Source organism: Zobellia uliginosa (assembly GCF_900156625.1).
GTDB lineage: Bacteria > Bacteroidota > Bacteroidia > Flavobacteriales > Flavobacteriaceae > Zobellia > Zobellia uliginosa.
The window spans coordinates 506,888-531,710 of the sequence record NZ_FTOB01000004.1 but is presented as its reverse complement, the minus strand read 5'-3'; the positions used below and the strand labels follow the sequence as shown (position 1 = coordinate 531,710).

17 protein-coding genes are annotated in these 24,823 nt (G+C 41.8%); 9 read left to right on the top strand and 8 right to left on the bottom strand.

Annotated elements, in window-relative coordinates:
• Positions 1 to 49 precede the first annotated feature (49 nt).
• From BW980_RS14845 to BW980_RS14830, 3 genes are all read right to left on the bottom strand, one after another.
• Positions 50 to 2,788 (bottom strand): right-handed parallel beta-helix repeat-containing protein, encoded by a 2,739-nt coding sequence (locus tag BW980_RS14845; RefSeq protein ID WP_139327694.1) that lies wholly within the window; start codon positions 2,786 to 2,788, stop codon positions 50 to 52.
• Positions 2,789 to 2,857: 69 nt separating this feature from the next.
• The gene (locus tag BW980_RS14840) at positions 2,858 to 4,801 is read right to left on the bottom strand and encodes a CBM96 family carbohydrate-binding protein (protein ID WP_083690489.1); all 1,944 of its coding nucleotides are present in this window, start codon (positions 4,799 to 4,801) and stop codon (positions 2,858 to 2,860) included.
• A 152-nt stretch (positions 4,802 to 4,953) separates the two neighbouring features.
• A complete protein-coding gene (locus BW980_RS14830; protein WP_175609901.1) occupies positions 4,954 to 7,896 on the bottom strand; it encodes a carbohydrate-binding protein in 2,943 nt (980 codons plus the stop codon).
• 1,171 nt (positions 7,897 to 9,067) lie between these two features.
• Between BW980_RS14830 and BW980_RS14825 the strand changes: the two genes are divergently transcribed.
• The 4 genes from BW980_RS14825 (at position 9,068) to BW980_RS14810 (ending at position 12,439) form a co-directional block, all read left to right on the top strand.
• Complete coding sequence (locus BW980_RS14825; protein WP_076455965.1) at positions 9,068 to 9,451, top strand: hypothetical protein; 384 nt, start codon at positions 9,068 to 9,070, stop codon at positions 9,449 to 9,451.
• 13 nt (positions 9,452 to 9,464) lie between these two features.
• The gene (locus BW980_RS14820; RefSeq protein WP_076455964.1) at positions 9,465 to 10,277 is read left to right on the top strand and encodes a helix-turn-helix domain-containing protein; all 813 of its coding nucleotides are present in this window, start codon (positions 9,465 to 9,467) and stop codon (positions 10,275 to 10,277) included.
• A gap of 74 nt (positions 10,278 to 10,351) precedes the next feature.
• Positions 10,352 to 10,927: an NAD(P)H-dependent oxidoreductase gene (locus tag BW980_RS14815; protein WP_076455963.1), complete on the top strand. Its 576-nt coding sequence runs from the start codon at positions 10,352 to 10,354 to the stop codon at positions 10,925 to 10,927.
• Between the two features lie 99 nt (positions 10,928 to 11,026).
• Entirely contained in the window at positions 11,027 to 12,439 is a 1,413-nt protein-coding gene (locus tag BW980_RS14810; protein WP_076455962.1) for an alkaline phosphatase D family protein, read from the top strand.
• 24 nt (positions 12,440 to 12,463) lie between these two features.
• Here the strand turns inward: BW980_RS14810 and BW980_RS22940 are convergent, their stop codons facing one another.
• The 5 genes from BW980_RS22940 to BW980_RS14790 form a co-directional block, all read right to left on the bottom strand.
• Positions 12,464 to 12,595: a hypothetical protein gene (locus BW980_RS22940; protein WP_262508150.1), complete on the bottom strand. Its 132-nt coding sequence runs from the start codon at positions 12,593 to 12,595 to the stop codon at positions 12,464 to 12,466.
• 188 nt (positions 12,596 to 12,783) lie between these two features.
• Positions 12,784 to 14,190, bottom strand: coding sequence for a TolC family protein (locus tag BW980_RS14805; protein WP_317042200.1), 1,407 nt, complete (start codon positions 14,188 to 14,190; stop codon positions 12,784 to 12,786).
• Positions 14,187 to 15,536: an HlyD family secretion protein gene (locus BW980_RS14800; RefSeq protein ID WP_076455961.1), complete on the bottom strand. Its 1,350-nt coding sequence runs from the start codon at positions 15,534 to 15,536 to the stop codon at positions 14,187 to 14,189. Before BW980_RS14800 ends, BW980_RS14805 begins: the two co-directional genes overlap by 4 nt.
• A 6-nt stretch (positions 15,537 to 15,542) precedes the next feature.
• Complete coding sequence (locus BW980_RS14795) at positions 15,543 to 17,207, bottom strand: peptidase domain-containing ABC transporter (RefSeq protein ID WP_076455960.1); 1,665 nt, start codon at positions 17,205 to 17,207, stop codon at positions 15,543 to 15,545.
• A complete protein-coding gene (locus BW980_RS14790) occupies positions 17,200 to 17,886 on the bottom strand; it encodes a TetR/AcrR family transcriptional regulator (protein WP_076455959.1) in 687 nt (228 codons plus the stop codon). Before BW980_RS14790 ends, BW980_RS14795 begins: the two co-directional genes overlap by 8 nt.
• A 589-nt stretch (positions 17,887 to 18,475) precedes the next feature.
• Between BW980_RS14790 and BW980_RS14785 the strand changes: the two genes are divergently transcribed.
• The 5 genes from BW980_RS14785 to BW980_RS14760 all read left to right on the top strand — a co-directional run bounded on the left by BW980_RS14785 (position 18,476) and on the right by BW980_RS14760 (position 24,738).
• The gene (locus tag BW980_RS14785; protein WP_076455958.1) at positions 18,476 to 20,671 is read left to right on the top strand and encodes a hypothetical protein; all 2,196 of its coding nucleotides are present in this window, start codon (positions 18,476 to 18,478) and stop codon (positions 20,669 to 20,671) included.
• A 166-nt stretch (positions 20,672 to 20,837) separates the two neighbouring features.
• On the top strand, positions 20,838 to 21,497 hold the full coding sequence (locus BW980_RS14780) for a hypothetical protein (protein ID WP_076455957.1): 660 nt from the start codon (positions 20,838 to 20,840) through the stop codon (positions 21,495 to 21,497).
• 371 nt (positions 21,498 to 21,868) lie between these two features.
• Positions 21,869 to 22,459 carry a DUF4468 domain-containing protein gene (locus BW980_RS14770; protein ID WP_139327692.1) on the top strand — a complete coding sequence of 197 codons (591 nt, stop codon included), beginning with the start codon at positions 21,869 to 21,871 and terminating at the stop codon, positions 22,457 to 22,459.
• 126 nt (positions 22,460 to 22,585) lie between these two features.
• Positions 22,586 to 23,560, top strand: a complete 975-nt coding sequence (locus tag BW980_RS14765; protein ID WP_076455954.1) for a GIY-YIG nuclease family protein — start codon at positions 22,586 to 22,588, stop codon at positions 23,558 to 23,560.
• A 128-nt stretch (positions 23,561 to 23,688) separates the two neighbouring features.
• Positions 23,689 to 24,738, top strand: coding sequence for a nuclease-related domain-containing protein (locus BW980_RS14760; protein ID WP_076455953.1), 1,050 nt, complete (start codon positions 23,689 to 23,691; stop codon positions 24,736 to 24,738).
• The last annotated feature ends 85 nt before the right edge of the window (positions 24,739 to 24,823 follow it).

The window sequence follows — 24,823 nt, the reverse complement described above, 5'->3', positions numbered from 1 at the left end:
CTGCCTAGACCATAAGATCTAGACAGCCGAAAACACATGAAATGGAGGATTACTGTTTTAAGAATTGTATATTTTCCTTGTCGGACACGGAAATAATATACACTCCCGATTTAATATCATCTAAAGGAATGGTTTCTTCCAAAGATTTTACGTGTATCTCTTTTACAACTACACCACTCATATTTCTGATTTTAAGCCTATCGCCTACTTTTACGCCCGCCACCTTGATAAATTCGGTTGAAGGGTTAGGGTAGGCTTTGATAGCCGCTTCATCTACATTAAGACTGGCCGCTATCGGTAGAATTTTCCACTTTTGGTTGCCATTGTTGGCCCCGTAAGAATAGGTAATGACATTTGTATCGAGGGTGCCATTGTTCCTATCCAAGCCTTGATCGGAACAATGGTTGGGCTTAAGGCCGTAAATAGCATTGCCATTTTCGACTACTTTCCATTTTTGGTGGTCTTGTGCCGCACTGGTATAGGTAGATACCTGTACACTGTTTTGGCATTTTGCATAAGGCACCTCCAAGAAACGGCCATTGGCCTTGTTCTTTATGGTGTAGACGTTGTTCCCCAAATGGTTGAAAACCCATTTTTGATCAGCGTAGTCCCCAGGGTTTACCATTCTGGCATTGTAATTTTCCACGGCGCGTGACAATAATCGCTGGTTAGACGTAACCGATTCTATGGTATACGTTCCGTTTTCTATCAGTTGTGGATCTTCGGTCGAACCGCCATTTCCGCTTCCCTTGAGCAATACGATACTCGAATACGCCGGTACGGTAACACTTCCCGAATAGTTTTTATGCTTGGCATCCACATAGTTTTCCGACCCCAAGTTTACGGCTTTGGCGGTACCTGTGTTGTTTACCACAAACTTTATAAAGGTATTCGGGTCGACCGAGGCGTCGAACTTAACAGGGGCGTTTTTACCCTCTTTTTCATAATTGGGGTATTTGGTCCTGAATTCGTCCAAGGTGTACTCATCGGTTTTGCGGGCCAATGTTACACTTATTTGCTTTCTTCCGTTATAGGGCATACAGTAGTAATTGCTATTGACATCGCCCAAGAAGGTGTTAAATCCGGCATCGGTAATTTGGTTGGTGTAACCTGCCGAAACCTGGCTTGGTTTCTTAGAGAAAAATATATTGTTCACCACGGTGTTGTTGGTTGCCTTTGCCGTACTTCCCCCGGCCCCAAAGCTATTGTTATAGGTAGATAATACGAGTCCGTATTCACAATTGTAGACGGTATTGTCCCTAATGGTGCTTTTACTTGATAGGTTGGCCATCAATCCCCAACCGACGATGTTGTACACCGTATTTTCATATATCAATTGGTTTTGCGAGTCGTTATCAATATAGATTCCGGCCGTTTTTACGCCCCTTCCTTCAGGAATGCCCCTAATGGCTCCCGGACTATCATGAACGATGTTCCCGTACACACTGTTTTTCGTATTTCTGTTTCCTACGGAATATATTCCGCCCCCATCATCTTTGGTATAGCAATAGTTGCTAATATCATTGTAGCGTATCTTTAAATTATCACCGGCAAAGAGCATGGCGTGATATCCTATATTTTTTAAGGTATTCTTTTCTATCACGTTCACGGCAGACCCGGACCTACTGACAAACCTTGCCCCTGTATATCCAATAAAACTACGTGCCCCCATACCGGAGCGCATACCAATATTCAATATTTTATTGTTGGCAAAAGTGAGTCCGCTTAAGCCCTCCCATCGGATGGCCACGTTATTGCTCTGCTCAAAGGTATTATTCGTAGCGGTGATGTTGGTAAGGGTATATCCTAGGGACAAGTACTCGTTCCCGTTATAAATATGACAATTGGTAAGGGTCATGTTCGATGCCCCACTAATGGCCAAGGTATATTTCAAGCCGCCTTCCAATCTTAAATCCTGAACTTTTATATAGTCGCTATTGTTAAGGCTTAGGGCACTTTCCCCCGAAGGGATTTCCACATTCAAACCGTTCGGGTTCGTATTACTGTACAAATACAGTACGCCCGCATTGGTATCGTGGGCCCATTCCCCGTTTTTATCCAAGGTATTTACATGGTTCTGAAAAAAGTATCCGAAATTGTTTTCAATGGCATTTTCAAAGTTGGCACTTGGGTCCGACAGCCCAAAGTTTACCGTATTGCCGCTATGGGAAGTTACCGTTTCTACCTTTACGTTATCGTCCGTAGTCCTAATGGTAATTTCACCGCCTTGAAACCTGTTTGAAGCATAGGGCAAATTAGCCGCTTCCGATATGGATTTGTTATTGCCCGCGTGCGATTTGATCCTTCGGTATCCACCGTTGGCCGCATCAACATTGGGCTCCCTACCGATCTGCTGGGCCACACTGTTTAAAAATAGGGCCGGCGTCCTGCCGTTATCGACCTTAGCCAAGTTGGCCTTCCAGATATTTCCACTGTGACGTGTCCAGTTATTGATTTTCACCGATGCCCTAATAATGGCCTTGTTACCCGATCCGTACGATTTCAAGACTATAGATTTCCCCGAGGAACCCTTTTTGCCCTTTAGGTCGAGTGAGCCATAGAATACATCGCCCCTATTGAAATGAATAACATCGCCCGGTTTAATGGAATTCTTTACACTATTCAGCTTGTTTATCGTTTTCCAAGGCGAAGCCTCCGAAGTTCCGCTATTGGAATCGTTTCCGGAAGCACTTAGGTAATAATTGTTCTGTGCAAATGCCGTAGTGGCGCACAACATGAGAAACGCATATAAAACATATGCCTTCCGTCTTTGCTTTACTGGTACCATAATCGTTTTCTTTTTTTGTTTCACCTATAAACCGCCCTACCTGTATGTACCGGCAGGACGGCCTTTGTCTTACTCCTTAATAAATTGAAAGCTGTTTTTTCCTTGAACGGAAAGAATATAGTTCCCCCTTCTTAAACGGGAAACATCTAAAACGGGCTCGCTTTGTTTGGCAACTTCCCTTAGCACGATATTGCCTAGGAAATCGTACACGATTAGCTCTTCCCCAATATTCACATGAGACACGCTAATAAAGTTTCTAGAAGGATTAGGGTATACCTTGACGATGGGATCGCTTCCTACCGCTTCCATACTTAGGGCTACGTTTTCCGTAGCGGCATTGCAATCTGACCTTAGGGTCAGCTTGGGCGCATTGCTCCCTTCCTTAGACCAAAAGGATACATCGTTGCCACTGCTTTGTTTTACGATCAAGGTGATGGTTTCCCCTGCGCTTAGGCCCGACAAGGCCCATTCGTAGGTTTTTCCCTTGGCATAGGTACCTGTAAGAACGCCCAAGCTACTACCTTCCTGTGGTCTATTGGAGTTTGAAAGATTATCTTCGGTCCATTGGTTCGACTTCCCTTTTACAATCTCTATCCTTCCATTTCCACTATCGTTAGAAACCGTCAAACTTAATTTGGCCTCGGTAATCGTAGCTAGATCGGAAGGAAGGGTAAACTGAAGATAAGACAGCCTTTTGGCCTTTTCTACCCTAAGCTGGGTTGTATTGAACCTGGAAGTTCCCTGTAAATAGGCATCCTCGGTGGCAAAAACGGTTTTGGAAGCGTCACAGTTATTGCCCCCTCCCGTATTACCATTCAAAACTATGGGGTAGAGCGTCCCTCCAGATGGGGTTAGGCTTCGGGGAAGTGCCGGGAAATTCGTAGCGGGATCCGCCGGTTTGACTTCCTTCGGCCCCTTATACAATAAATTAGGGTCTGACCAAGGTTTTTTATTGCCGTGGTTTTCTTCCAGACACTTGTTCTTGAATATAAAATTGGGCTTCTCGGAGTTTTCGTGCTGAATGGACCAAGGCCCCATAATGGCGTAATAATTGGGTTCCTTATTGCTATTATAGGCGGCATTGGGCGTATCTGCCTTCGAGTTGGGCATATCATAGGGCAAGGTAATCCTGTTATTCTCGATTAGGTTGTTCCCCTTATCGCCACTGTGAAAACTTACCTCTTGCCTAAAATCGTTATCATACACTACATTGTATTCTACATTGCCCCCTTGAAGCGATATGTGTCGCAAACGGGTAACCTTACAGCCCGTAACCAGGTTATAGGCCCCTTGTATAAAAAAGTATCCTTGGGCCCCTCCGGCTTTTTTATGTGCGCCGTCTACCCGCAAATCGCGTAAAGTAATATGATTGGAAGGCACCCTTACAGGATCCTTGGCGCAATTGATAATATCGACCTTGTCTAACCAACAATCTTCCGATTTGTTGAACTTCACCGATATATTATCATTATTCTTTAGTTCGTCGTTGGCATCCAAGCTATAATTCCAATCGTATTTGGGTTTGCCCCAACTACCTTGGATCGTTAAGGTATATATACCGCTTTTTTTAACCTTGTAAAAGCTAAAGGCATCGCCATTGTTCATCTTTATGATACACTTTACCCCCGTTCTACTCTCCCCTATCAAAGAGACATTCGATTTCATCACCACCCGTTGATCAATGGAATAGGTTCCGTTTTTTAAAAGTACGGCCACCAATCCACTTGTTTTTGAGGCGTCGACGATGGCTTTGTTGATGGCTTCACTATCGGCACCACTCGTAAGGATCTTTACGACCTTGACATCCTTTAGAAAGGGAATCCCACCTCGAACTCCTGCCTTTTGCCATTCCTTCATCTGTGGATAGCGGCTGTCATACTTGCCTGCATCAAAAGTCACCCCTGGGTCACCTACCCTTAACTGGGCACTCACATGGTACACCGTACACATCAGCAAGAACAAAGTGCAAAGCACCTTAGGCCGAGTATGGTGTTTATAAAAATTAACTTTCATAACACATTGTTTTTTTTATCTATTAACAAAAAACAACAAGCCTTTTTTTTCGATGGATTCTTATATTCTACCATGCACAAAAAGGCTTATTGTACCCTATAAAGATGTAAGGGCCATTCGGGATAGGGTACCCGAAATAGCCCTTAATTTTCTTATTCCTTAATAAACTGTAGACTCTTCTCCCCTTGAATGGAGATGATATATACGCCTTTTCTTAGGCGGTTTATATCTAGAGATACATCGGTACTTTGAGACACTGTTTGAAGCACCCTATTTCCCGAGTAGTCATATACCACCAATCGGCTTCCTGGCTTAATGCCCGAAACGGTAATATAGTCTTGGGCCGGGTTAGGATAGGCCACAAGTTTTACTTCCGCAGTCGTATCGGCCGTAAAAAGGGCACTTGCCGCACTATCTTGCTTATTAAAATCAAGATGGTTTACATTGAACAAATAGCCCGTACCTCCGGTAAAATTGAGCTTAAGGTTTTTCTCGCCCGCCTGCAGGTCAACAGTGGTCGTCAGTGTCGTCCATGTTTGCCATCCGCCTGTATTGCCAACGGTAAACTCACCTACTTTTACACCATCTGCCTCTATGTTGATCTTGCCACCGGCCGTTTGGCTCGCTACCCTTGCCTTTACTTGGTACGTACCGGCCTCGGCAATATTGACATTATAGGTTACATAATCTCCATTTTCTATATAGCCGATATTCGCACCTCCATTGGCATCGGTAGTATCCTCTACCTTAATCCCTGATTGTGTATCGAAGTTTTCAACCTCTAAAAGTCCGGGAATGGCTATGGAATTATCTATGGCCCCACCGTCATCTTCACACTCTAGTTCTAGAATCAGTTTTGGGGAATAGGAACCTTCCTTTGAAGAGAAAGACACATCGTTGCCGCCCGTTTGCTTCAAGACCAAGGAAATGGTCTGGCCGGGAGTAACACCGCTCAGGTTCCAAGTATAGGTAGAGCCTACACTATAGGTGGTGTTCAAGGATCCTAATTTTGCGCCTTCCGCGGGTTTGTTGCCACTAGAAAGATTGGTTTCGGTCCAGCTATTTGAGCCTCCTTTATAAACGTCGATCAAACCACTGCCCCCATCGCTACCTACGGTAAGTTCCAATTTGGCATTGGTTACCGTTTTGGTGCTTGCAGGTACCGTAAACATAAGGTAAGTGACCCTGTTTCCGCTTTCAACCCTAAGTTCACCGCTATTAAACCTGGTGCTGCCTTGCAGATACGCATCTTGGGTCAATGTAGCATTAAGCTTGTTATCACAGTCATCTACATTGCCATCGCTATTCTTGCTGGTGATCAGTGCAACCCAGTCATTGTTGTCAGGGGCCACCAAATTAGAGCCTAGCGTTGTTTTGCCCGTTAGGTCGCCTCCCGTTCTTGGGTTGAACCATTGTACATCGTACTTGTTGTTCCCTGCCGGTAAACTCAAAGAAGTACTACCACCGTTGGGTCTGTAAATTGCGTATATCTTTCCTTCCTTGGCAAAGACATAGTCCTTGTTATCTCCGGTAACGCCATCTGCCGAAACCATGTCCGTAAGGTCTGCCAAAAGATGGTCTTTAAAGAATTTTAGGGCATAACTTCCCTCTTTATACTTCACCCCTCTTTTTCTGTGGTCTTCTCCGTTAAGGTCTCCATCGTCGCTAGTATAGCCGCTGTAATATTCGACACCGGCCCCACCGGCCAAAAAGGTGGCCCATAGCACTTTTTCACGAACGACTTTATCGGAAACCCTGATCCCTTCGGTGGCACTGCCTTGCTCATCGTTGGCAACGACCCATTTTCTCCCGGCATTCTTAGACTTTTCCACCCATCGGCGTACATCATTATGCACGTTGTTCTTGGAAGTCTGCACGGATATCCCGGTAAGATTGGACTTGTTCCCGATCAAAGGATCGTACCTTTGGTCTTGTTGCCCAGGATAGGTGTGCAATACAATATGATGGTCGTATGGATCCACATCTTTAATGTAGTTTACGGTAGCTTTGACCACAGCGTCTTTGAGCGTGGTTTCTTCCGATAGGTTCCAGTTCAAGGCCAAGTGGTGTCCGAACCTTGCGATCAACTCACGGTAATAGAGTTTTCTTTCCCTTCCAAAAGTATGCCCGTCCATTTTTTCACAATTTTCGGTCTCCATGGTCTTAAAGTGCAGGTAAAGTCCCTTTTTATCGGCATATTCCATTACTTTTTCCCATTGGGCCAGTTTGGAAACATCAAAGCGATCTTTGTGCAATTTGTCCCATTGCCCTCCTTTTCCACTGCTGGCATATTCTTGGGCAGAAACTTTTAAAACATGGGGAAAAACGGCACCATCGTCACCTCCGGCGGCCCAGGTTAAGAAAGACATTACATTGGCACCTTGACCCGACAGGTAATTTACAGATCCCAAAATTCCTTTACCCTTACCACCATTCCAGGTATAGGCACTTGCGTCGGAAGCTACATAATCCCTTTCGTGTGCCTGCCAGGTTTTGCTCTTGCTACCACCGGCAACGGCACCCGGGGTACCATCAAAATCGACATAATGAAAACGGTTCTCGGGAGAATCCGCCCCCACTTTTAAAAACCAAGGGCCATTAGGTGCTGCCGGATTTGTTCCAATATGCTTTAAATAGTGTTCTCCCACGTATTTTAACCTTCCTAGGCCCTTACTTCTAAAATCCCTTCCAGATTTGTCCGACTCGGCAATACTAAATGAACCGGTCGCCCCATCCATAAAGCCGCCACTCGATCCTCCGCCATTGATCGCTACATTTGTTCCCGACTTAAAGCTGGCGGTCCAATTCCAATTTCCTACATCATCAGGGGCAAAATGCACCCGCCATTTATTACCCGAATCACAACCTGTGTTTTCGGCATCGCCACAAGCGGCGTAATACCCAGGAACCGTATAGCTCCTCCCACTGCCACCATGGGTAAAGGTTACCTCTAAGCTATAATCGGAAAACGGATTTGGGTTCGATGTTTCCGTAGTGCTAGGTCCATTAAAAGTCAGCGATAACTTATGCCACCTTTTTAATTCACCTTCAGGAGTCTGCGCGTTCGACACTGTAACCAACAGTAGAAACGCCATGAATAAATTCGATTTTAAAAAATTCATAAAACACAAAATTTAATATTGTTTAATAAGTTTTCCAATGAACCGCTTACCACTATCATCCAAGAAGAACAAAGCTTTACGAGGTATTTTACCCCTTAGAGACATACTCCTCCCCTACCACTTAAATTTATTGGTCAAATAGCCTGAAAAAACAAGTATCTAACACCCATGTTTCAATAAAGAAAATGGCGGACATAATGCTACAATTCATTACAATAGAAAAGAGTCGTACCGGAAAGCACACCGTCTTAAAGATCCATGACGATTGGTAAAACCTGCTGTAATCGCAAAAAAACGATTTGGAACAGACCTCACTAGGTTCTAGCTTACAAGGAAATGGAAACTGCGCTAGCTTCAATTCAAAAATGCGCACATCCAGACCCCTATCATTTCGCGTATACTAAATACACCCATGAAGGCACGAACCAGAAAAGGATCATAAATAAGTGGGTACCGCTTTCGGTAAAACAGTTAGACTAGCAAATCAATTTTAAGTTAAATTGATCTTGATCAAACTTGCCTTGACAAGTTCTACACGCACTAGTGTAAATAAAGTAGGTTTTAAGTAATAATTTTCTCATTTCATCTTATAATTAAGTTCATAATAAAGGGCGATCAAATTTAAAGAAATTTCTTACCCGTCAAAACTTATAATTGTTAATTTTACACAATTCCGTAAACTACAGCACTTTAAATAAATCAGCCCTAAAACCATAAAACACTACAAAACATTTATTTATGATTAAAAAAAGACCTAAATATCGCATAAAACGCAACTTTTATCTTTTCTTAAAATCATAAACCCATCACAAAAAAATAATGCTATACAAATAAAACAAAACCTATACTATTGTAGGAATTAACCTAGTTTAATACAATGCTAATTTACCGATAGATAGAAGGATAAAACATTCCATTGGCCCTAAAAAAATACCTAAACCAAGCCCTCCCCATAAAGACGAGCAGAAAGGACACCCCGAAGCCATGTATAAAAATAATACTACTTTAGTGGTATCGTCAAAGCTAGGGTCCCCCCAAGTATCGAGATAGACGCACACACCAAAAAAACTTCCATGTACGACCGTAACAATCGATTTGAACCGTGAAAAAATCTATAGGCACCACCCTTCTATTTTTATGCTTAATGGCATGTCATTACTCAAACCAACTGCACTCAGACCGGGTATTGACCGAAAAAATCGAAGCGGAATTCAGCTCGGGAAAAAACATAAGCGACTTGGGCAAAATTGACGGTTTTGAATGGACCGAACTCCTGATCCTTGCCCCATACACCTCCATAGATACCGTTGAAAGCGAACTCGACCTCAACCTAGAATCCTTAGGAGAACATGCCATTGAACACCTCGACTCCATATACCTGCTTGTATTTTTAAACCATAGGAAACCCGTTAAAATTGCGGAAGTTTCAATCCGTATCGGAGGCTTTACCAACCCGGGGCAAATTATCGGCAGGAACAAAGCCCAATTCACAAAGACCCAAAGCGGAAGCAATCAACTGATCGAATAAGGCAGGTTTTAAAATGGAAAGCAAGCATCCCCACCAAAACGGAAAAAGAATAGAGGTCCCCAAAGGTTTCCAAGACGTCTTCACCCATTTCTATAGGGCCGAAAATCAAACGGAACAGTGCATAAACCACACCCTTCTCCCCCACTTTCAAATTATCATGGTCTTTAGTTTGGGCACCCCGATTCAATTTAATACGGCAGATGACGCCCAAATAGGCATTGAAAAATGTCTTGTCCTCGGCCCCATAAAACGGGCCTTTGATTACACCCTGCCCCCCGGTGCCGACATGCTGGTGGCGAATTTTAAAGGCGACGCCTTTTATCGCTTCTTCGGGAAGGTTATCTTGTCCGACTACCTACCTATACACCCAGATGCGCTCTTGGGCGAAAATTGCTTTACCAACCTCTGGCGGCTAGTCAAAAACGCAAGCCCTAAGGAGCGGGTCGACCTGATCCTCGATTTTTGCAAACCCTATCTAAGGGAGAGCGATACGGCTTTTCAGAACATTTCAGAACATACGGAAGACTATACCGTATTCAACCCCATTAAAATTATTGCCCAAGAAACCCAACAGAGCGAAAGAAGCATTCAGCTCAACCACAAAAAATACTTTGGCTATACCGCCAAGGAAAAAGGCCGGTACGAGAAATTCGCAAAGGCGATCGGACTGCTACAAGAGCCACCCTCCAAAATAAACTGGTTCGACATCATCGAGGCTTGTGGCTATTACGACCAAAGCCAGCTCATACACGACTTCAAACACTTCACCGGCCATACGCCGACCCAATACCTCAAATTCCAACAGCATATCTGCCGAGCGGAATAGCATTTCGTTTTCTTACAATTACGGCCCAAAGCCTTGGACTACATTTGCTTCATCAATCTAAAAATCTACAGAAAATGAAGCATCTTATCATCTACGCCCACCCCAATTCGGGCAGTCTCAACCACCATTTTAAACAGACCCTTGCAAACACCTTGTCGCGACAAAATCACGACCTAATCATCAGGGATCTCTACGACCTCGGTTTCAACCCCGTTCTTTCCTTGGCCGATATGTCAGGGCAGCGCAAGGGAGAGGTTTCCGAAGATGTTCAAAAAGAACAAGAATACATCACCTGGGCAGAACACATCACCTTTGTCTACCCGATTTGGTGGACGGGAATGCCGGCCATCATGAAAGGCTATATCGACCGGGTCTTTAGTTACGGCTTTGCCTATCGCTACGACGGGGGCGTTCAAAAAGGACTCCTCAAAGGAAGGCGAGCGACCCTTGTCAATACCCATGGAAAATCGCAGGCCGAGTACAAAGGCATAGGTATGGACAAGGCCCTTTCCCTAACCTCCGACACCGGTGTGTACGGGTATTGCGGACTCGAAATAGCGCAACACTTCTTCTTCGACCAAGCGGACAGACCATCGCCCGAACGCATTCAAGAATGGACGGAAATGCTCATAGCTTCCTACCCATACTAATTCCATGGGCCTAAAGTGTTGGGAATTGGTATATTTATACCTCTGTGCGGCTTTACCAAAAGTTGGCCACAGGAGACCACAACCTATACCTAAACCCACATGAAACGAAGCATTACCCTAGTACTGCTGACCATCGGACTTTTTACGGGCGCTGCCCAAGACGATACCCAAGTCTATTTTACCACCGGATTCAAAATTGGGGAAGTAAGCGATACTTCCGCCATTCTTCTTACCCGGCTTTGTAAATCGCCCCAGCCCGTGGCCGTCTACCACAAGCAACAGGATAAGGTATTTAGGCCTCCCATCGACTTTGACAACAACATGCCCATTTCTAAAATGGAAGGCGCGGTAGAGGGCTCCTCGGGACAGGTAAAGATCGGCCTAAAATCAAAGGACACCCTGATCAGCACGGAATGGACCTATGTTTCGGGCTATAGGGACTTTACCCTAAAACGAAAGTTTGACGGCTTACGCCCCAACACCCATTACGACATACAGATCCAAGGGAGAAAAAATGCGGAAGCCCCGGTAGCGGAAATAAGGGGATCCTTTACGACCGCCCCGGCCGCCGACCAGGTGGTGCCGGTATTTTTTACCTCATCGACCTGCCAGTTTTATTGGTCGCATGACGATGCCGTTCGCGGTTTTAAAATCTACGACAGCATGCGAAAACTAAACCCGCTCTTCCATTGCCAAACGGGAGACTATGTGTATTACGACAAACCCGGCCCCATGGCCTACACCGTAGAATTGGCACGACACAAATGGCACGCCATGAATTCGTGGCCCGCCCTCTTCGATTTTTATAAAACAACCCCCGCCTACCTACAAAAAGACGACCACGATCTACTGAAAGACGATGCCAATCCGTATTCCACGCCCTTTGGGGAATTGAGCTATTCGGATGGTCTGGATATTTGGCGGGAACAAGTGCCCATTATCGACCAACCCTACCGCACCTTCAGGTGGGGCAAAGATCTACAGCTATGGAACGTAGAGGTAAGGGAATTCCGAAGTGACAACAAATCACCCGACGGAAAGGAAAAAACCATTTGGGGAGAGGCACAGATCGCTTGGTTCAAAAAAACCGTTGAAGCTTCCGACGCTACGTTTAAGATCTTGGTCTCGCCTACGCCGGTCGTAGGGCCCGACCGCGCCAAAGGCAAGTATGACAACCACTCCAATACCTCATTCGCCACGGAAGGCCAATGGCTGCGCCAGTACCTGGCCGACCAAAATATATTGGTCATTAACGGTGACCGACACTGGCAATATGTTTCCGTAGACCCCGCAACCGGACTACGTGAATTCAGCCAAGGGCCGGTAAGCGATTTTCATGCCCAAGGATGGAAGCAGGAAGACCGTCGCCCCGAGCATCAATTCCTAAGGGTAAAAGGAGGATTCTTAGCGGTAAAGGTCTACCGCGAGAAAAAGGATGCCGTCATTGAATTCATCCATTACGATGTAGACGGAAACGAAGTGAACAAGGAGGTCATAAAGAAAGGGGTATAGCTTCTTTAAAACCTCTAATGGGTATTACAAAGGAAGCTCCCTGTTCAAGACTTTCAGAATAAAGAAAACGGACAGGGAAATAAAGAAACATACGACCATCGCCAAGGTGTCCCCTCCTTCTATACGGGTCTTAAGCTTTATATACATGGCTTTCATAACACATAATTTGCTACAAAGTTCCCGTTTATTTCAGGGCAAGGGGCAGAAAGCCGACCAAGTGGACCTATAGAAGATAAGCGGCATAGGGAACATACATGGTCGTAAAACCGATACCGCACAGCGAATTTATTCCCCTGGCCAAAAAATGAGGCCCTAAACCCCAAAATCACCGCTACATCCCTACCCTACAGGTTTTTAGGATTCACCCCAATGGAATGGAACAATTTGGCCTTGGCCGAAAAAAACTTGTTCCGTACGGCATTCCTTTTTAGTTCGGCATCTATGAGTTTGCTTTCCCTAGAATTTACTAAAAACAAAGAACTCTCCCCAAAACCGAACTTGCGTTCTTCGGCGGCGACCATGGTATTGTAATTAAAAACCACATCGTCTATCAAAACGTTTTGCCTTTCAAAGGATTCCAGTTCGCGGTAGAGCCCCACAATCTTGTTCTTGATCCGTATTTCGGCATCGTCCATTTCAAACTCGGCGTTTTGCAATTTGATCTTGGCCAGTTTTAGATCGCCCCGTTCCTTTCTTAGAAAAAGGGGGACGCTAAAAGCCACACCGCCTTTATAGGCTTCGGTGGTAAAACTGGAAATATAGTCCGGTTTTTGCGTCAGAAAGTTGTACTGCAATTCTATTTTCGGCAAAAGTTTGTTGGCCTTTAAGCGCTTTTCAACGGTGAGTCCATCGACCTTATAAGCCAGCGACCTTAACTTCGGGTGCTTCCCTATGGAAAAACTATCCAAGGGCATGCCCCTAATTTCCAAGGTGGTATCGATCTCACCGGCCAAATTGCTTTCCGGCCTTACGTTAGCCTGTAGTTCCACGGGCATGTTATCGCCCATCCACAGAAAATTGGAAAGCTCCAAGGCACTTTTGATAAAGCGGACTTTCGCCTGCTCCAGATTCAGCTCGCGATCTTGCATAGCTATTTTCGCCTCTACGGTATCGATGGCGGCCACCTCCCCTACTTGGGCGCTCTTCTTCACTCCTTCAAAACGCATTTCGGCATTCGCCAAAAAATCGGCGTATACCCGTGTATCTTGGTAGGCATGCAACCAATCGAAGTAGGCCAAAGATGCCTTGTAAAGCACCTCGTTTACCTGCAGGTCGCGCTCCACCAAGGAACGTTCCCTAAAAATCTTGGCCTGTTTTAAAGTGGCCATACGCTGGTTGATCCATAGTCCCTGCCCTACCGACATGGAGACCCCGGCACTGTACAATCCGTCCTCGGGAAGGGTCTGGTCCGGATTCAGGTATACCCCTTCGTTTTGCCCAAAATTTCCCTTGAGCTCAATTCCGTACCAGGTCGGTATTTTAAACGTGGCGTTCAGGCGGTCGTAGTACTCCGTCCCCTTAAATTCCTTACGGTCGTAATCGACCTCGATCTTGGGATCGAAGCCCCCGCGTGCGCCCATCAGTTGCGCCTGCCCCCTTCCTATGTTCAGTTGGGCCTGCTTGGCTATGGGGTGGTACTTTTTTACGTAGCCCAGGTATTCGTTAAACCCCAATACCACCTCTCCGGGCTGTTGGGCCTGCCCCCCGGAAAAGCACACTACAAAGAGAAAAAATAGTATGTTCTTCATCATTTTTCCTTTTTAGCGGTCGTTTGTTTTGGCTGGTAATAGTTGGGCGGAAATCCGTTGATCTGTCGCCATAGCTCATACCAAATGGGCACGTCTTCCAATAGGGCTATGGTATTCGCCCCCGAGCCTACCCGAATCTCCTTGGGCCACTCTTGCTCTTCGGGATCGGGCGCGATCAAGACCCGGTACTTTCCATTGGTGCCGATAAAGGTTTCCACGGCTACGATCTTTCCTCCGAAAGTCCCGTAAGAAGCATTGGGCCATCCGCTGAAAACGATGGCCGGCCACCCATCGAACTGTACCCGCACCTTCTCGCCCACATGCATCAGGGGCAAGTCCATAGGCGCCACATAGGTTTCTACGGCCATATCATAATCGGCGGGCATGATCCCTACCAAACGATCGCCTTCCTTAAAGTTTTCGCCTATACCGCCTTGTATGGCCTTATTGATGTAGCCGCTCTGTGGGGCCTTGATATAGTACATGCCCGTACGTACCTCGTAATTGGCAAATTGGTTCTCTAGCTTGCTTACCTGGGCCTCGGAATCGAACTGGTTGGACTGCGCCGTATACATATCGCTACGGGCCTTCGATATCTTGTCCGTATACGCGACGCGTACGCGGTTGATTTCCATTTCGGCATTGAGCACCTCGTTTTTGGCCGCCAATAGTTTGTTTTCTTGGGAAATAAGCTTGGCCTGGGTTTCCTGGAGCTTTAATCGCTTTTCCTCTACATCGGTCATGGCCTTTAGGCCCTCTTGCTGTAGTTGTTCGATACGGCCATACTGCCGTTCGGCAATACCCAAGTTGGTCTTGGCGGCTTCCAGGTCGATGCTATCGCTCTTTACCTTGAGCTTCGATTGCAAAAATTTGTTCCTGGCCTGCTCCAGTTTTAGGTTGCGCTCGCTGCCCAAGGCCGAAATCTGATTGTTCAAGGCCCCCACCTTGCCCTGGTACGATGCTACCGACATGCTCTTCGCCTTGATCTGCTGGCCGGTCCGTTCCATCAATCGGGGGTCGAAGTAGTCGTTCTTTACCTCGGAGATATGTAAGATGGTATCGCCCTTCGCTACGTAATCGCCTTCCTGCACGTACCATTTTTCAATACGTCCGGGTATGGGCGATTGTATGGTCTGCGGCCGGTGCTGTGGACTCAAGGTGGTCAGGTTGCCCGTGCCGCGCACACTCTGCGTCCACGGTAAAAAGAGGAGGATAAAACCGAAAAGGGCGGACCCCATCAAGAACCGGTTAAAGTGCTTGTAGTGCCTTTTGTGAAAGACCCTATCGGTCGATTTATAACCCGTAAGGTGCACCGTTTTATTGAGGGGGTTGTTAGAAATATTCAGCATAGCTTCTTATTTTATGGAAACGATTCGCCCCTGGTTCATAGTAATTATATTCTGGCAGTTTACCGCCCATCTCAGGTCTTGGCTTACGACCACCAAGGCCCACGGATTAGCGGTATCGGTCAAAAAGGTCATCAGACGCTGTGCTTCCGGCTCATCGAATTGGTTCAAGGGGTCGTTCAACAACAACAGCTTGGGCTTGCGTACGATACTGCGCGCCAGCACGATCTTTCGGGCCACGGTATAGGGTATCTGCTGCCCCTCTGGGTGGATGATGGTATCGAGACCATTGGGCTGCTCCTTTACGAACTGCAATAGGCCCACGCTCTCCATGGCCCAATGCAGGTCTTTGTGCGAAATACTTTGGTCCCCAAAAGTGATGTTCTCCAAGATCGTTCCTTCGAAGGGACTCTCCTCCGTCATCGACTGCCCCAAGAAAGAACGGTAGTGATTCGAGTTGATCCCGCTCAACGAAAAATCGTTGACATAAACCGTACCCTCGTTAGGTTCAATAATGCCCGCGATCAGACGTAGTAAAGTGGACTTGCCCGAGCCGTTCGCCCCTACGATCAACTGCCGGCTGCCGGGAATAATCCGTAAGGAAATATCGCTCAGAATGTTATCCTTGCTATTGGTGCGGAAGGAAACCTTGTTCAGTTCTACCGTCAAGGGCTCGTTTTCGTCCAAGGGATAAGTGCCCTCTTGGTCCTCCAGGTCCTTATCGACCACTTGGCCCAATTTTTCCAAGGAAGTCAAAAGGTCGTAAAAGGTTTCAAACCCCCGGATCAGTTTTTCCACGGAAGTGATCACCAAAAGAATAATGATCTCGGCGGCCACGAACTGCCCGATATTCATTTCTTGGTTCAGCACCAGAAGTCCGCCAATAATCAAAAGGCCCGCCGTAACGAGAACCTTAAAGCCGATCAATTGTACGAACTGCATCAAGAGCACCCTAAAATGGCTTTCGCGCGCCTTTAGGTAATCGGTTACCAAAACATCGTTCTTATCTACGGCCAGGCTGGTCCTTCCCGAAAGCTTAAAGCTCACTAAGGAACGGGCCACCTCTTGGATCCAATGCGCCACCTTGTACTTGCTCTTCGACTCGTCTAAACTGGTATCCATCCCCTTTTGTACCGTAAAGCGGAACACCAGATACACCAAGACCAATAAGAGAATACCGTAGATGATAAAGAAGGGATGGTAGAAAGACAGCAGCAAGAGCCCAAAAACGATCTGCAAAAGGGCCGCGGGAACATCGAGCAAGAGTTTGGAAAGTCCCTTTTGTACATTGAGCGTATCAAAAAACCGATTCGCCAGTTCGGGCGGATAATAGTCCCGCAGTTCGCTCATCTTGATCTTCGGAAAGCGATAGGTAAACTCAAAGGAGGCCCGGGTAAATATTTTCTGCTGCATATTCTCTACGATGCGCATTTGCATGATGCGGAGAATACCCGCAAAGGCCACGCCCCCGGTCACCAAGACCACCAAGATGATCCACGAGGTACTGATCTCGGCGCCCTGTATAAGGTTGATGATGGACTGTATACCGAGCGGAAGCGAAAGGTTCACCAAACCCGCAAAAATGGCATAATAAAAGGTCTGCAAAACATCCCTTCTGTCGAGTTTTAGCAGACCCATAAGGCGTTGCCATGCGGTAAGTACGTTTTTAGCCATTCGGGGTCGTGTTTAGGGCATTAAATACCAGTTCGATAAAGTAGTCGGTCGGGTCGCCTTTTTCGTGACAATCGGTCAAGGAGGCAAAATGGTCTTTTAGAAAATGTTGGTGCAGGGAGCCTTCCAATACGGTACTGGCTAGACTGCTGGGATATTTGTAAGCCGCATCTACCGCGGCGATCATGGTGCTTAGGCGGTTGACCAAGCGCTTGTAGATCACAAAGTAGCCCTCCTTGTTATCGGCATCGACCTCCTTGGTCAAGTATGACTTGGAATACTCGTTAATGACGATCTTGCTCAAGAGCACCTCGTCGATATGCGAGAAGTTCGAATCGACCTCTGCGGCCTGGGTAACGATGGTCAAGGCCGTTCTTAATTTTTCACGGGGCTCGGTTATGCTATTGGTAGCGAACACCAATTTGTATTCGAGCCAACCCCAATACCACGAGGTCAGGTATAAGAGCAGTTTGTGCTTGTTTTCAAAGTAGCGGTAGATCGAACTTTCGTTGCTGCCGATCCGCTGCCCCAACTTTTTAAAGGTAAAGGCCTCGAAGCCTATTTCTTGGATCAGCAAAATACTCTCTTCAACAATGCGCTTGCCCAAGGTGGTCGACTCTGGGTCTTTGATATAAATTTTTTCGTTGATCCCTATTTTGACAAACTTCAATAGCCGCTCCATATGATTAAAATAAAAGTTTCCATCGCAAAGATAATAGCATTACTATCATTTTATAATAGTTTAACTTTTATTTTTGACCTTATTACTATTATTTATAGTCACACCCCTAGTATTTTATGAGGATAATAAAAAAGAAGGTGTTTTTTAAAGAATGTACAACCAAGGCCCTACATCTATAAATTCCTACGCTTTATCGAAAAGGCTTACAAAAAGAAGGAATTGTAAAACGCACACTTGCTTTTTAGATGCTGATAGTGCGATATTTAGTGTTCTGTAGGAAAAGGATGTTGGGGAATGCTGGAAAAATAAAAATGATCCTATGGATTACAGCAGTAGTTTTCCTTAAGATTTTAGCTACATTTTTTTGGGATTACGCTTTTACGTAAGGTAGTAACCTTCAAAACCGAGATATTTGTAGCGTACCGTTTAAGCAACCGTGTTTTCACAAAATCAGGAACAGCGCTGGTGTGCCCTATATCATACATAGTTTAAAAAAAATATAAAATTTATACCAAATACGGTGGTTATGCGGCAAATGCCGTATATCCACTAGTTGGCAGCAAGCCAAAAAAAACACCGAATAAACTGAATGGATATAACAGCATTTGAAACAGCATTAAAAAATCTTGACAATGGATGGATTTTCGAAGATTTCTCACATAATTTTCTATCTGCAAGACTTGGCTATGAATTTATTCCAGTTGGTGGAAGTGGAGACAAAGGAATTGACGGTTTTGAACATTTATTTCACAGAAAATCTAATGAAAAAGAACTGTATCAAATCTCAACTGAAAAAGCTGACCCACAAAAAAAAATTGAAAATACAATCGATAAATTAATTAAGAACGGAAAAACAATTTCGAGATTAACATATATTTCAAATAGAAAAATAAATAACAAAGACAGTATACAAGATAGTATTCTTGATAATAAAAGTACAAGTGTTAGAATTTGGGATAATGATTGGTTTAAAACAAATGTAAATCATTCAAATGCTACCGAAAGAGTTTATGAATCGTTTCTAAAAGCTAATTATCAAGAATATAGTAAACCTGGGAAATCTTACGTACTTTCTAATTTAGATGATGATTCTCGCCTATTTGTATTTTTAAGGCAACAAATTGAAGATAATACTGACACTAAAGGTTTAAATGATAATCTAATTGATTCACTAATTCTTTATCATCTAGAACCAACAGACCCTGAAAAAGAAATAGTTATATCTAAAGATTCTATATTAAAATTTGTCAAAAACTTTCTAAAAAAAGATGATTCTTCTGTAGATGAATTAGTTGACCAAAGATTAGAGGTTATTCAAAAGACTAAAAGTAAAAAAATACAATACCATAAGAAATTAGACGGTTATTGTCTTCCTTATTCTACAAGAAAAGAAATTACCGAAAGAAACTTAAGGGATATAAATCTTGAACAAGACTTTTCAGAGCAAACGACAATTAAAATAAAAGAGTACTTAAAAGACGAGAAAATAATTGTTCAAAATGTATCAGATTTAGTAAAAGAAATCGTTCGCACTATATTTTATGAACAAGGTTTAGAGTTTTCAAATTTTTTAATTAATAAGAATAGTGATAACTGTATAGAAAAGCAGTTGATTGATGTTGTTACAAAAGTGGTTAATGATAGTTCTATCAAAGCAGAAAATCAACCTAAAGTCAAAGAGTGCTTAATTCACGCCATTAGAGAAATTGTATACAATGGTACAATTGAGCAAAAGAGGTATTTGAAATCACTTTCTAATACTTATATGTTAATGTTTCTTCTACAATGGGACCCAAAAGTTGCTATCTATTTTCAATCTTTAGCCGATAAATTAACTTTATTTATAGGTAACTCAATTCTAATACCTGCATTTTCAGAGTATTTTTTAGAAGACATCAACAAAAGACATTGGAATTTGTTAAAAGGAGCAAGTAAAGCTGGAGTTACGTTAGTAGTAAGCGACCCAATTATAGATGAACTAGTTTCTCATTTTCAAATATTGCGTAATTCATATTATTCAAACATTCAAGAATCAGAAGATTTTTATTTAGATGATGAATATAATTTAACTGCGATACCTCATATTATTATGCGAGCATATTTATATGCTAAAAAAAGAGGTAAAATAAATTCATTCGATAAATTCATTAATCACTTCGTTACACCTGATTTGAAAACGGCTAAAATTGATTTTATTCAATTGTTAAAAGAAATGTTTGGAATAGAATATATACCTGAAAATGAACTTAATATTAATATTGATGAGAATATTAAAACTAAACTAACAGAGGAACTTACCCATTCCAAAGGTGGTATGTCAAAAAAAGCAGAAGTTGATGCACAATTAATTTTGTCAGTTTATGCGTTAAGAGAAAAAAATAACGAAACTAAAGACACGAGTATTTTTGGTTACAAAACTTGGTGGCTTTCCAAAGACACTACAACCTTCAGAAAAGTAAAAGAAGTTTTAAATGAAAAATATCACGAAAGTTGTTACATAAGACCGGATTTTTTATATAACTACATTGCTTTAGCACCAAATCATGAAGATGTAAAAGAAGTTTATGATGAATTATTCCCTTCATTACTTGGAGTTAATTTAAGTTACCATCTGCCAAACGATGTAGCCGAAAATGTGCAAAAATCTATAAATGACCATAAAGATTTACCTCATTATAGAAAACAAGCGACATTAAGAAGATATACTGATAAGCTAAAAACCGATGGTACTTTGAGGAAGAAAAAGAACTTGAATACATTTTTTGACAATGACTTTAAGGAATAATAAATACTGTGGCAACACGGTATAAAAATAATTGCGGTTTAGTGCTAAAACAAAGGTAGTTGCGTGTTTGTTACGTCTGAATTTCCTTCGGAAATTCCTCGCATACAAACCCGTAACTATTCTTATACATAAAAGTTGGGGGTAATTAAAAAAGAGACAATAACTGATGCCATTTAGTAAAGAAATACAAGAAAGCATTGATACTTATGTAAATCAGCATTTACCTGATGAATATTGGTTTGAAAATTATTTTGACTACATCACTGATAGTCAACTTTCAAAGAGATTAGCCGAAGAGTTCAAAGCAATTAGATATATCTACAAGTTACTTGAAGGAATGCAAGCTGATGATTATCTGAAAATTGCTCAGGTTCGCATCCAAATTATTTATTATGCCTCCATATATGAAGCTGTTCTTCATCATCTTCTGTTTGACGTTTTAAAAGAAAGACAAGAAGTCAAAGATTTGTACCTAACGGAAAATTTTAAAAGAATTTCTGTGAGTAAAGACCTTGATTCGTTAGAACATGATGGAAAACGAATTTTCACAGTGTACAGAGACACATTCACTAGAGATATTAACCAAATAAGGTTTGAATATAAAGTTGACGCATCAGTCAAACTTGGATTACTTGAACCTAGTCTCGGTGATGAACTGAAAACAATTTATACTTTGAGAAATGCTATTCATCTACATGCTGAAATCAGAAAAGGAATTAATTATGAAATTGAAATGTCTTTAGTAGCATATAGAAGAATGAAAATATTTCGAGAGCAAATAATTGAAGGATTAAACAAACTAGGAATTTTATACAACAGCCTGTAACAGCTAAATTGAGGCAATTAAGAAATGAACAAGTACTTAGGAGATTATATTCCAGTAAGAACTGAAATTTTAAATAAATTCGAAGATCACAATGACTTCATGCAGTTTGTAAAGCGGGTTCGCGTTGATTTAAAAAGTAATGAAATACGAAAAGAGAAATATGACAAAATCCTAGATGAAGAGCACCTGAATAAACTAAAAAAAAACTAACAGGTAGTATATACTTTAACGACTATGTAAAAAAACACTTATTAACAATTAAAAATGGAATGAAATAACCTCAACAAGACTTGCGAAATAAATTTACAGTTCGCATAATCACCATACCGAAAAGACGTACAAACATCAAGTCCAAACCAAATAACCACATTATGAAAAAACATATTTTAAGTACATTTTTTTTAGCTATTGTAATAAATCTATCTGCTCAAGAAACAGTTTACCAAGTTGACAACAATAATCATATTTTCTTTGAAGAAGTCATTGAGTTTCCTAATAGGAGTAAAAAAGAACTAAGCGATGAAATTACCAAATATCTTAAAGTCAACGATTTTACTATTCAGTATCAAGATGAAAATGAAATCTACGCTACTGGAAAATTTGACGCTCGATATCGCGGTCATTTTCTAATATTTTTCAACACGAAAGAGTTTAATTGTGTTTATGATTTGAAGATAAACTTAAAAGACAATAAAATTCGCTTTCAAGGTACCAATTACATTTTGTTGTATAAAGATGTAAGAATTAATTCTTACAGCTGGTTTGGTAATGGTTCAGCTATAGGGAGTTCTGCTTGGTCAACAACAAAAATACCGACTGATGTCCCGAAAAAAACAGTTGAGCAATTTTACCCTCGTAAAACAAAGACAAGAAATCTTTTATTTCCAGGATTAAATCGTAATATGACAGAATTAAAAACTGGAATAGTCTCTACTGTGGAGGAATCGGAAGACAATTGGTAAGCTTATATACCAAAAAGAAGAAGGAGTTGTAGTTCAAAAGTGTTTGCAAACTAAAACTAAACCCCAATGGAAAAAGACTCCTGCTAACTGTAATACAACTATGTGCACTGACATATCCAAAAACCAATGAAAACGAAGCAAGTAATTACGTTGTTAAAAAAAAAAGAAAATGCCTTTTTAAAAATTAATTCATTCTCTAAACTTCCCGGGATATATGCAATCTTCTACATAGGAAATGATTTTCCTATATTAGGAAATTCGGTTTCCAAACACCAAATTATTTATATAGGAAAAACCGAATCAAGCCAAGAAAGCAGGGATGCCAAAACTCATTTTGCGACTGGAAAAACTGGAAGTTCTACTTTAAGAAAATCAATTGGCTCAATACTCTTTGAACAAGAAGACTTAAAGCCTATTCCAAGAAATGAGACAGACTACAAAATAAATAGGGTTAGCCATTTTAAATTTGACAATCAGAGTGAAATAAAAATCACCGATTGGATGGAAAAAAATTTGGCATTATCCTTTTACGAATATCCCAAAACTAAAAAAGAAATTGAAGATTTAGAGATAGAAATAATTAACGAATTGGTTCCTATTTTAAACATCTCTAAAAACCCAAAAAACCAGTTTAAAACGACTCTGCAAAGTTTGAGAAAGAATTGTGCTTTAACAGCAAAGACTAATTTTGGAATTAAAGAAAAAAAATTAGAGAAGAAAGAAATAACTATTAAAACTCTGAATAATAAAATGTCAGATGATTTTTCATCATCCGATTCAATCTACATCAATAACATAACAAAAAACGATTTTGAAAAGCGAAATATTAGAATAACCGTTCCTAACAAACACCTATTCCCGTTGGAAAAACCAAAAGAACCAACTTCTTATACTTTAAACTTTAAAGCAGGTGATATTGACTTCTTGGCAGAATATAAGATTGGCTCACTAGATGGAAAGTCAAGAAGTGGCATTCTAAAACTTGGAGATATAATTTATCGAGAGACGTTAAAAATACAAGAAGGAACAAATTTAAAAATCACAAAATTAAAGGTGAATACCTATCATATCGACAGGCTATATGATGACCGAACTTCCTAACTAAAATTGGCCTCTCCTCTACCGCAAGCGTCACGCTCGTGCCAAACCAGCCGTACGAACTTGTAACCCCCAGACATATCAACTAAAGTTTATAAGCTAGACCTTTGGTTGTAATTTAAAAAAACACAATGGCAAGAATTTATGGAACAATAGAATCACTAAAATCCCTAAAGTCCGAATTAGAGGGTAAAGGAATTTCAAGGTTTAGTTCTGTAAAAGAAATTAAGGATTTTCTAGCCAATTATAAGTCAGAAAAGCAATCAATTCTCGATGACACTTCAGCGCAGTTGGATGCAGAATATTTTAAGACTTGCAAAAGCATAGAACTTAAAAACAAGAAAAAGACTGAAATAAACAATTTCAATGAAGAGTCAATCAGCAATAAAACCAACGAAATACAGCGAAAAATAGATGTAATCAAAAATAAGAAGGGTGAGAACTTATTCAAAAAAATAGTTTCGAGTATCAAACTTTACTATCTAAAAAAAGAATCCCATCGTTTTCAAAAAAAGACAACTGAACTGGCAAATTCAGCTCTTAAAAACATATCTAGAAGTATTGAAAAGGATGAAGTTTTTATAAAAGCATATGAAACTGAAAAACCTTCTCTTATTGAAAAAAGGGCAAAACCCAAAACCGAAAAATTAGAATATACCCTGAGCGTAATAGAAAATTCAAGAAATCTAATTTCAGGGGCAATTGGGGAAAATCTGGTCGTTAAGGAAATAAAAAAACTATCAGATGATTATGTTTTAATTAATGACTTTAACTTGAATTTTTCTCGTCCCATTTTTTATAAAAAACATAATCAAAGAATCTATTCCATTCAAATCGACCATCTTTTAATATCCAAAGCAGGTATTTTTATAATTGAAACAAAAAACTGGAGTAAATCATCAGTAGAGTCAATGAGTTTAAGGTCACCAATAGAACAAATCGAAAGGGCAAATTTTGCACTTTACATCTATATTTCAGAAAACATTACTTTAAATGGACATCATTGGGGGGAACAACAAATTCCAATACGAAATCTTATTGTTATGATTAATAACAAACCAAAAGGTGTGTTCAAATATGTAAAAGTCAAACTCTTGAACGAAATAAATGATTACATAAAATATTTTGAACCTGTTTTAACGGAAAACCAAGTAAACAGAATAGCTAATATTTTAAATTGATAAAAAATTAGTGCTAGCAATGGTAACCGTTACACAAGCCGTTGATTCTCCACGGACCGGATTCATATAAGCCCCTTGAAGGGGC

Coding starts and splice junctions, on each gene's coding strand:
- BW980_RS14845 (WP_139327694.1), bottom strand. CDS start 2,788: ATGGTACCAGTAAAGCAAAGACGGAAGGCATATGTTTTATATGCGTTT.
- BW980_RS14840 (WP_083690489.1), bottom strand. CDS start 4,801: ATGAAAGTTAATTTTTATAAACACCATACTCGGCCTAAGGTGCTTTGC.
- BW980_RS14830 (WP_175609901.1), bottom strand. CDS start 7,896: ATGGCGTTTCTACTGTTGGTTACAGTGTCGAACGCGCAGACTCCTGAA.
- BW980_RS14825 (WP_076455965.1), top strand. CDS start 9,068: ATGGCATGTCATTACTCAAACCAACTGCACTCAGACCGGGTATTGACC.
- BW980_RS14820 (WP_076455964.1), top strand. CDS start 9,465: ATGGAAAGCAAGCATCCCCACCAAAACGGAAAAAGAATAGAGGTCCCC.
- BW980_RS14815 (WP_076455963.1), top strand. CDS start 10,352: ATGAAGCATCTTATCATCTACGCCCACCCCAATTCGGGCAGTCTCAAC.
- BW980_RS14810 (WP_076455962.1), top strand. CDS start 11,027: ATGAAACGAAGCATTACCCTAGTACTGCTGACCATCGGACTTTTTACG.
- BW980_RS22940 (WP_262508150.1), bottom strand. CDS start 12,595: ATGAAAGCCATGTATATAAAGCTTAAGACCCGTATAGAAGGAGGGGAC.
- BW980_RS14805 (WP_317042200.1), bottom strand. CDS start 14,190: ATGATGAAGAACATACTATTTTTTCTCTTTGTAGTGTGCTTTTCCGGG.
- BW980_RS14800 (WP_076455961.1), bottom strand. CDS start 15,536: ATGCTGAATATTTCTAACAACCCCCTCAATAAAACGGTGCACCTTACG.
- BW980_RS14795 (WP_076455960.1), bottom strand. CDS start 17,207: ATGGCTAAAAACGTACTTACCGCATGGCAACGCCTTATGGGTCTGCTA.
- BW980_RS14790 (WP_076455959.1), bottom strand. CDS start 17,886: ATGGAGCGGCTATTGAAGTTTGTCAAAATAGGGATCAACGAAAAAATT.
- BW980_RS14785 (WP_076455958.1), top strand. CDS start 18,476: ATGGATATAACAGCATTTGAAACAGCATTAAAAAATCTTGACAATGGA.
- BW980_RS14780 (WP_076455957.1), top strand. CDS start 20,838: ATGCCATTTAGTAAAGAAATACAAGAAAGCATTGATACTTATGTAAAT.
- BW980_RS14770 (WP_139327692.1), top strand. CDS start 21,869: ATGAAAAAACATATTTTAAGTACATTTTTTTTAGCTATTGTAATAAAT.
- BW980_RS14765 (WP_076455954.1), top strand. CDS start 22,586: ATGAAAACGAAGCAAGTAATTACGTTGTTAAAAAAAAAAGAAAATGCC.
- BW980_RS14760 (WP_076455953.1), top strand. CDS start 23,689: ATGGCAAGAATTTATGGAACAATAGAATCACTAAAATCCCTAAAGTCC.